Below are 9,598 nucleotides of genomic sequence, written 5' to 3' on the forward strand. Positions count from 1 at the left end.
CAGGCCGGCGAGCTTGGGACGCCACTTGCCCGCTCAGGCAGGCGGATGTCTTCGCCTGGTTGCTAGCAGTCCAGCGAAGCAGCTCGTTAAAGTCTCGAAACCGACAGACCCCGCGGTCTTCCCCTTCTGGGGGTGAACCAACAAGGTGACACGGTCCCTGGCGCCGGCTTGCGGGGTCGTACGATCCGTTGGATCTGGGGGGATTCGGTTAACGGGGCATCGTTGACTGTAGTCGCCCGTAGCGCCTACCTCACGTGACGGGACCTAGAGCGACTCCCCAAGAGCCGAGTCCCGCCGAACGCGGATGGACGATTGGCCCGATACTGATGGCCAGCCAAGCGGGCCGCCCTGAATGAGCTTGCAATGCCGATGGCGCAAATGCCTGAACCACCAGATTTCATGATAAATTTCGGCTGAGTGAGCCCTGAACTAGCAGAGGTTCTTGATTCTGCCGGGGGGCTTGTGAAGATCATCGACAACGTCAACGACCTGCTCGGTGACGATCTCAAGGCCGAGGTCACGTCCGGGTCCAAGGTGCGCATCGCCGCGTCGACGTTCTCGATCTTCGCCTTTGAGGCTCTGCGCAAAGAACTGGAGCAGGTCGATGAGCTGGAATTCATTTTCACGTCGCCGTCGTTCCTGACGACTCAGGTCACCGGCAAACTCCCCAAAGAGCGGCGCGAGTTCTTCATTCCCGCGGACGGTCGAGCCGAGTCGAACCTGCACGGCTCCGAGTTCGAGGTGCGGCTCAGGAACAAGCTCACCCAGCGCGCAATCGCGAAGGAATGCGCCGAGTGGGTGCGCCGCAAGGTCACCTTCCGGTCAAACGCGACTGGAAACCCGATGCAGCAGTTCGCTGTCGTGGACGAAAAAGCCGCGTACATGCCGCTCCAGGGCTTCACCACCGCCGACCTTGGCTACGAGCGCGGCAACGCAGTCTCGAACATGGTGCAGCGCATCGACGAGGCCCCGATGACGGCCCAGTACATCCAGCTGTTCGACCAGATCTGGAACAATGCGGAACAGCTCGACGACGTCACCGAGGCGGTCCACAACCATATCGCCAGCGTGTACGCAGAGAACTCCCCCGCGCGCATATATTTCTTGATCCTCTACAACTTGTTCGCGGAGTTCCTCGATGAGATCAACGAGGACGTGTTGCCCAACGACCGCACCGGCTACCAGGACACGAAGGTCTGGCAGAGCCTCTACAACTTCCAGCGCGACGCGGCGACGGGAATCATCAACAAGCTGGAGACCTACAACGGCTGCATCCTCGCCGATAGCGTCGGCCTCGGCAAAACGTTTACCGCTTTAGCGGTGATCAAGTACTACGAGCTGCGCAACAAGTCGGTGCTAGTGCTCTGTCCGAAAAAGCTCGCCGAGAACTGGACGAACTACAACGCCAACCTCACGACAAACATCTTTGCCGAAGACCGGTTTAACTACGACGTCCTCGCCCATACCGACCTCTCGCGCACCGGTGGCGAGTCTCTGGGCTTGCGACTGGACCGGATCAACTGGGGCAACTACGACCTGGTCGTCATCGACGAATCGCACAACTTCCGCAACGCCGACTACGCCGAAGAGAAAGAGTCCCGCTACCAGCGGCTTATGCGGCGGGTCATCCGCGAGGGCGTGAAGACCAAGGTGCTGATGCTGTCGGCGACGCCGGTAAACAACCGTTTCAACGACCTGAAGAATCAGCTCCAGCTCGCCTACGAGGGTGAGTCGGAGAACCTAGCCCAGCACTTGAACATTTCGACGACGGTCGAGAAGGTCTTCAGCGACGCCCAGCGCGTCTTCAACGAATGGTCCAAGCTTTCCCCGGAGGACCGCACGAGCGAGCGCATCCTTCAGATGCTCGACTTCGACTTCTTCGAACTCCTCGATTCGGTGACGATCGCTCGGTCGCGCAAGCACATCCAAGCGTTCTACGACACCACAGACATTGGTGCCTTCCCCGAACGGCTGGCACCCATGTCAATCCGTGAACCACTGACCGGCCTGGCGGAAGCACCGAGCTTCAATGACATCTTCGAGCAGCTCCAGGCCCTCACCCTCGCTGTCTACACTCCGCTGGCGTACGTGTTCCCGAGCAGGATCGGCAAGTACGAGGACCTCTACAACGTCACTGCAGGCAGCGCCCGTTCCAACCTCGGCCAGAAGGGCCGCGAGCAAGGCCTGAAGAAGCTCATGACCGTGAACCTCCTCAAGCGGCTGGAGAGCTCGGTTGACGCATTCCGGCTGACGCTGGCGAAGATCGAGGGCTCCGTAAATCGGACCCTGCAGCGCCTTGACTCCCACGCAGGCCCGCTCACAGAAGTGAGCGCTGACCTAGCGGGTCTCGATTTTGATGTGGATGACGAGGACGACGCGAACGTCGAGGCGCTCTCGTTCGGCGAGAAGATCAAGATCGACCTCGACGATCTCGACATCGAGTCCTGGCAGCGCGACCTGTGGAACGACCGCGAGACTCTGCGCGAGTTGCTCGACGAGATGCGCAAAGTCGTCCCGGCCCACGACTTGAAGCTACAGAGGCTCAAACAGCTCATCACCGACAAGGCCGCACATCCAATCAATGCGGGTAACCGCAAGGTGTTGGTGTTCTCCGCCTTTGCTGACACCGCCAACTATCTCTACCGCGAACTTGCCCCCACCCTCCAGAAGGCTGGGCTCGAGGCCGCCGTAATAACGGGCGGAAGCCACGGCTCTAAGACGAGCTTGGGTACCGGGTTCGACTTCCAGCAGGTGATGGCGTTGTTCTCCCCGCGCTCAAAGCAACGCCACCTGACCATGCCGAATGAAACGCGTGATCTGGACGTCCTCTTCGGCACGGACGTGATCAGCGAGGGCCAGAACCTTCAGGACTGCGATTACCTGATCAACTACGACATCCACTGGAATCCGGTCCGGATTATCCAGCGCTTCGGCCGCATCGACCGCATCGGCTCCATCAACGCCCAGATTCAGCTGGTGAACTTCTGGCCCGACATCTCCCTTGATGAGTACATCAATCTCAAAGAGCGCGTCGAGAACCGCATGGTGATCGCCGACCTCGCGGGCACCGCGAACGACAACGTCCTCAACGTCGAAGACTCCGACGCGGCATTTCGCAAAGAACAGCTCCGAAAGCTCCAGGATGAGGTCATCGAGTTGGAAGACGTCCGCACAGGTGTCTCGATCACCGACCTGGGACTCAACGACTTCCGGATGGACCTGCTCGGCTACATTAAGGAGTACGGCGATATTGCCTCGGCCCCGAAAGGCCTCCACGCCGTGATCCCCGCCGACCCCGCCAGCGGGCTGAAGCCCGGCGTGATTTTCGTGCTGAGGAACCTGAAAACCGACGAGAACATCAACCGTGGCAACCGGCTCCACCCGCACTACCTCGTGTACCTAGACGACGACGGGAATGTCATCGCCGACCACACCGAGGCCAAGCACTTGCTCGACCTCATCCGCGGGGGTTGTCGCCCCTACGACGAACCCATCACAGCCGCCGTGCATGTTTTTAATGCAGCTACGCGCGAGGGCGCCGAAATGAGCAAGTACTCCGAACTGCTCACGGATGCGATCCACTCGATGATCGAGGTCACCGAGGAACGCGACATCGACAGCCTCTTCAGCGGGGGCCACACCACGGCCCTGACCCAGACCATCGCAGGCCTGGATGATTTCGAGCTGATCGCTTTTATTGCAGTCGTCGACCGCGCACGTGGGGGTGCCCGTCGATGACTGACCTGCTGTACCGGTGGCCAATAGCGGCGAAGTTTGGCAGCCGCGTGCCGAAGGAGAGGTTCTACGAGCACGGCACCGTCATCTACACCGTCCGAGATAGATTCGTGTCAGAGGTCCAGCGCATAACCTGGGCTTACAAGCTCGCAGAGGTCACGATCAACCTCCCCGGCAGCCCTATGGTGCCCGAGGTGCAGGTTTTCCAGATCGACACAAAGGCTGGCGACCTGTCCGAGCCGGTGCTCGCTGCAATCGACAAAGCGATCCCATTCCCGGTCATCTTCGAGATCACGCGCGGCGACGGCGCCAATCGGTTCGTTCGTATGGTCGCAGCACACAAGCAGCTTGGCGTAGGAGCACCCAAGCTCAGCGCCTACTACTCGACCGGATGGCAGCCCGCCGACACGGAGCGGCAGCCACTCCCGACCGCGATCACTCTGCCGGCCCTCTACGTATCACTCCTAGACCCGCTGACGCCGGTGACGCTGCGGCCGGGCGAGGAAATGTCGGAGATCGCTGCCAGACTACAGACCGTTTGGAAGCTCGAACGCGAGGTCTCTGCCCTGGAAAAGAAGCTCCGAACAGAACCGCAGTTCAACCGCAAGGTGGAATTGCGACGCCAGCTCCGGGACCGGATGGCTGAGCTTGCCCCTCTTATTGACACTGCAACTCCGATGACCGAGGACCCCCCGTGGACAAACTGCTGATGCACTCACCCGACCTGACTGAACGGAATATCGACAAGATCGCCCAACTGTTCCCCACGGTTATAACGGAGGGACGAGACGACGACGGGAACCCCACAAACGCGATCGACTTCGACCTGCTGCGTCAGGAGTTATCCGCGCACGTCATCGAGGGTCCGCAGGAGCGGTACCAGCTCGACTGGCCCGGCAAGCGCGAGGCACTGTTCGCCGCGAATACGCCTATCGCCAAGACGCTTCGCCCGGTGCCCGAGGGGTCAGTGGGATTCGACACCACGCGTAATCTGTTCATCGAAGGAGATAACCTCGAGGCGCTCAAGCTCCTCCAGGAGTCCTACCTGGGCAAGGTCAAGCTGATCTATATCGATCCGCCCTACAACACTGGAAACGACTTCATATACGCCGATACCTTTGCGCGAACTCGGGATGAGGAACTGAAGCGTTCCGGGCAGGTGAGCGACGACGGTGTGGCGATGGTGTCCAACTCAAGTGCCAACGGTCGCTTCCACTCAGACTGGCTCAGCATGATCTACCCGCGCCTCAAGCTCGCCAGGAACCTCTTGTCTGACGATGGCGTACTAGTGGTCTCGATCGACGAAAATGAGCACAGCAATCTCGTCGCCCTCGGGACTGAGGTGCTCGGTCGTGATGCGTATGTTGGCGAGATCGTGCTCAAAAACAGCAGCAAGAATGACCAAGGCTACATTTCTATGCAGCATGAGTACATCGTGTTCTTCGTGAAGAATAAATCCGCAAACGTTGGCGCGTGGGTGGAGCGGAAGGAAGGACTCGAACAGATCTATGCGGCATTTGACGGATTCCGCAAGACGCACGGCGACGATTGGATCGCAATCAATAAGGCCGCCAAGGAATGGTTCAAACGTTTTCCGCCTAGCGATCCTATCTCCGCGAGCAAGCACTACACTTGGATGGATCTGAAGGGCGTCTACTTCCCAGACAACATCTCAGGGCCCAATGACGGGCAGTACGTCTACGAACTCCTTCACCCTCAGACGGGCAAACCGTGCAAGATGCCCTCGACTGGGTGGCGCTACCCGGAAGTTAACATGCGCGAGCGTGTCGCTCAAGGTCGAGTTCACTTTGGTCCCGACCATACGACGGTTCCGAACAACAAGACTTATTTGGCGAACACAGAGACTCAAAGTCTGACAAGTATCAGATACGTGGACGGACGCGCGGCATCCAAGCGTCTTCAGACATTGTTTGGAGAGAAAGTCTTCACAAACCCGAAGGACGAGTACCTACTCCGGGATATCTACAAGGCGGTGGGCGTATCCGGAGAGGACCTTGTGCTCGACATGTTCGCTGGCTCCGGCGCGGCGCTTCATGCAGTTCTGGAACTCAATCTCACAACCGGTAGCCAATGCCGGTTCATCGGAATTCAGATAGCTGAAGACCTCAACGTTTCATTGAAAACTGCTAAGGGCACTGCCCGGAAGGTCACCACCAACGCGATCAAGTTGCTGAATGAACTCGGCAAGCCGGCCACGGTGGCAGAGATCGGCAAGCAGCGTCTGAGGCTCATCGCTGCCCAATTTCAAAACAAGGCACCGCTGCTGGACGCAGGGTTCCGAGCGTTGAAGGTCGACACAACCAACATGGAAGACGTTCTCCGTGTGCCAGACGCACTCAGCCAGGACGAACTTGAGCTCTTTACGGACAGCATAAAGCCGGAAAGAACCGGGGAGGACTTGCTGTTCCAAGTGCTGCTTGATTGGGGGCTCGAACTGACCATGCCGATCGAAGTGGAAATTGTCGATGGTAAGGAAGTTTTCGTTGTCGAAAACGGCGCTTTGTCCGCGTGCTTCGACGACGAGGTGACTCCGGCCCTGGTGCGTGAGATCGCGCGCCGCGAACCACTTCGTGCGGTATTTCGTGACTCCGGATTCGCGACAGACGCTGATCGCATCAACGCTGAGCAGGTCTTCGCTGAAGTCTCGCCCGCGACTGACGTAAAGGCGATTTGAGCCCCATGAAGCTTCAGTTCAAGGTGCAGCAGTACCAGACCGATGCCGTCGATGCGGTGGTCGACTGCTTCGCCGGGCAGCCTCGCGACAATGGGGTGTCCTATCGGATCGACCCGGGTCGCTCCCTGCAGTCAGACCAGCCGACCCTGGACATTCCCGAGTCAATGGACTCCGGCCTGCGGAACGCAGAGATCATGTTGAGTCCGGTGCAGTTGCTGGAGAACATCCAGGCGGCACAGCGCAGCCGAAACCTGCCATTATCGAAGGCACTCCTTACGAGCAAGGCATCTGCGGCAGGCGCTCCAAACCTCGACGTCGAAATGGAGACAGGGACAGGCAAGACCTACGTCTACATCAAGACGATCATGGAGTTGAACAAACGCTACGGGTGGAGCAGGTTTATCATCGTCGTGCCGAGTGTGGCGATCCGCGAGGGTGTGAAGAAGTCGTTCGACATCACCGCCGAACACTTCCAGCAGACATACGGCACCAAGCCGCGCTCGTTCGTCTACAACTCCTCACAGCTACACGAACTGGAGCGGTTCAGCTCCGACGCCGGGGTGCAAGTGATGATCATCAACATCCAGGCATTCAACGCTGTCGGCAAGGACACCCGGCGCATCTACGACGTGCTCGACGATTTCCAGTCACGCCGGCCGATTGACGTAATCAGCACTAACCGGCCGATCGTCATCATCGACGAACCGCAGAAGATCGGCGCGGCCAAGTCGTTGGAGGCGCTGAGCCGGTTCAATGCCCTGATGGTGTTGCGCTACTCGGCGACCCACAAGGTGGAGCACAACAAGGTGCACCGACTGGACGCACTAGACGCCTACAACCAGAAGCTCGTGAAGAAGATCTCCGTACGCGGCATCATGGTCAAGGGACTTGCGGGGAGCACCGCCTACCTGTATCTAGATGGGATTGAGATCGCGAAGGGGGCTAAGCCCCGTGCACGGGTCGAGCTGGAGGTGCAGACCAAGAGTGGCATCAAGCGGCAGGTCAAGAGGCTCGACGTAGGAGCCCGACTCCATGACATCTCCGATGGTATCGAGGCATATAAGGACCTCATCATCACCGGCATCGACGCCAACCGCGACGTCGTCGAACTCAGCGACGGAAGCATCGTGGCTGCCGGGCAGATCACCGCCGATGTTACCGAAGACGCGAAGCGCCGCATCCAGATCCGCGAGGTCATCCGCGCTCACTTGGACAAGGAGCGCGAGCTCTTCGCCCAAGGCATCAAGGTACTGTCGCTGTTCTTCATCGACGAGGTGGCGAAGTACCGCGACTACGAACGCGAAGACACGCTCGGCGACTACGCACGCGTCTTCGAGGATGAGTACCGTGCACTGGCGGCCGACGAGCTGAGCCAGCTGGACTTCGACGCGGAGGCGGAAGCATACCGTCACCACCTGGAGTCGATCCATGCGGAGAAAACGCACCAGGGCTACTTCTCGATTGACAAGAAAACCAAGCGGTTGGTCGATCCAAGCGTGGCCGCACGTGGCGAGGACGCCGGCCAGTCCACGGATGTCGGCGCCTACGACCTGATCCTTAAGGATAAGGAACGGCTGCTGTCCTTCGCCGAGCCGGTGCGGTTTATTTTCAGCCACTCGGCGCTGCGCGAAGGCTGGGACAATCCCAACGTATTTGTCATGGGCATGCTCAAGAAGAGCGACAACACCGCCTCCCGCCGCCAGGAGATCGGTCGCGGTTTGCGGCTCGCCGTCGACCAACACGGCGAGCGGATGGACAATCCCGTCACCGTGCACGACATCAACGAGCTAACCGTCGTGACCGACGAGTCCTACACCGACTTCGTGGCGGGCTTACAGAAGGAGATCAACGAGTCGCTCGCCTCCCGTCCCCGGAAGGCCAGTGTCAAATACTTCGCGGGCAAGACGTTCACAACCGAATCTGGCGAAAGCATCGTCGACGAAGCCCTGGCGAATGCGCTGTACAAGTACCTCGTCAAGAATGACTACATCAACGACGACGACACTATCTCCGAGGCGTACAAGGCCGCACGCGAGACGAATACCCTCGCTGAGCCGAACTCTGAAGTGCTCAAGCCAGTTATCGACTTCCTCTGGCCGGTCGTCGACGCACTCTATGGCGGCGTCCCCGTGCCGGATGATGGACGCAAGCCCAAGCGCATCCCGCTGAACGAAGAGAACTTCGCCAAGAAGGAGTTCAAAGATCTCTGGAACCGGATCAATCACAAGGCCGTTTACCAGGTCGAGTTTGCTTCGACCGAACTGATCGACAAGTGCGTCGGGGCGCTCGACGCCCACCTGAACGTCACCGCAATGCAGTACGTCGTGCAGTCCGGAGAGCAACGTGTTGCGCTCGATTCGGACGCTCTGGCGACCGGGAACGGCTTCTCTGTTAGCTCAACAAAAACACACAAGACGATCTCGGCGGCGTCACAAGTCAAGTACGACTTAATCGGTGAGATCACAGAGAAGACCCAGCTCACCCGCCACACGGCCGGAGCGATCTTGAGTGGCGTCAGACCGATCACTTTTGCGAAGTACCGCCAGAACCCGGAGCACTTCATTACCGAGGCCGCACGGCTGATCAACGAGCAGAAGGCCACCGTGATTGTTCAACACCTGACGTACGACACGCTTGCCGAGCGACATGACACCGCTATTTTCACTGCCAACCAGACGAAGCAGGACTTCGCCAAGGCTGGGGAGAAACTTGAGAAGCACATCTACGACTACGTGGTCACCGATTCCAAGGGCGAACGCGCCTTCGTCACCGAGCTCGACACTAGCAAGGAGGTCGTCGTCTACGCCAAGCTGCCGCGCGGCTTCGTCATCCCAACCCCGGTCGGCGAGTACAACCCTGACTGGGCCATCGCCTTCAAGGAGGGGGCCGTCAAGCACGTGTACTTTGTGGCAGAGACCAAGGGCTCTCTGTCCTCGATGCAGCTGCGCAAAGTTGAGGAAGCCAAGATCGAATGTGCTCGCAAGTTCTTCGCCGAGCTGAGACGTAAGGACGATGAAAACGTAACTTACGACGTTGTGACTGACTACAGCCAGCTCATGCAGCTCGTCGGTCCGGAAGCCTGACCGACGAGGGCACAGGCTGTTGTGACCATGCGCGGGGGCCGGCTGATCGGAGAACGATCGTTGAGACGTATTGACGGCTTATCGA

4 protein-coding genes are annotated in these 9,598 nt (G+C 59.1%); all 4 read left to right on the forward strand.

Annotated elements, in window-relative coordinates; all coding sequences use genetic code 11:
* The first annotated feature begins 417 nt into the window (after positions 1-417).
* Genes J2X01_RS14165 through J2X01_RS14180 form a run of 4 tightly spaced genes read left to right on the forward strand, consistent with a single transcriptional unit; the run spans position 418 to position 9,513 of the window.
* On the forward strand, positions 418-3,738 hold the full coding sequence (locus J2X01_RS14165) for a helicase-related protein (protein WP_310058526.1): 3,321 nt from the start codon (positions 418-420) through the stop codon (positions 3,736-3,738).
* Complete coding sequence (locus J2X01_RS14170) at positions 3,735-4,445, forward strand: DUF4391 domain-containing protein (RefSeq protein WP_310058529.1); 711 nt, start codon at positions 3,735-3,737, stop codon at positions 4,443-4,445. The genes J2X01_RS14165 and J2X01_RS14170 overlap by 4 nt, the downstream gene beginning before the upstream one ends.
* Complete coding sequence (locus tag J2X01_RS14175) at positions 4,430-6,430, forward strand: site-specific DNA-methyltransferase (protein ID WP_310058532.1); 2,001 nt, start codon at positions 4,430-4,432, stop codon at positions 6,428-6,430. Before J2X01_RS14170 ends, J2X01_RS14175 begins: the two co-directional genes overlap by 16 nt.
* Before the next feature lie 5 nt (positions 6,431-6,435).
* Positions 6,436-9,513, forward strand: a complete 3,078-nt coding sequence (locus tag J2X01_RS14180) for a type III restriction-modification system endonuclease (protein ID WP_310058535.1) — start codon at positions 6,436-6,438, stop codon at positions 9,511-9,513.
* Positions 9,514-9,598 lie beyond the last annotated feature (85 nt).

It is taken from the genome of Arthrobacter ginsengisoli (assembly GCF_031456935.1).
GTDB lineage: Bacteria > Actinomycetota > Actinomycetes > Actinomycetales > Micrococcaceae > Arthrobacter > Arthrobacter ginsengisoli.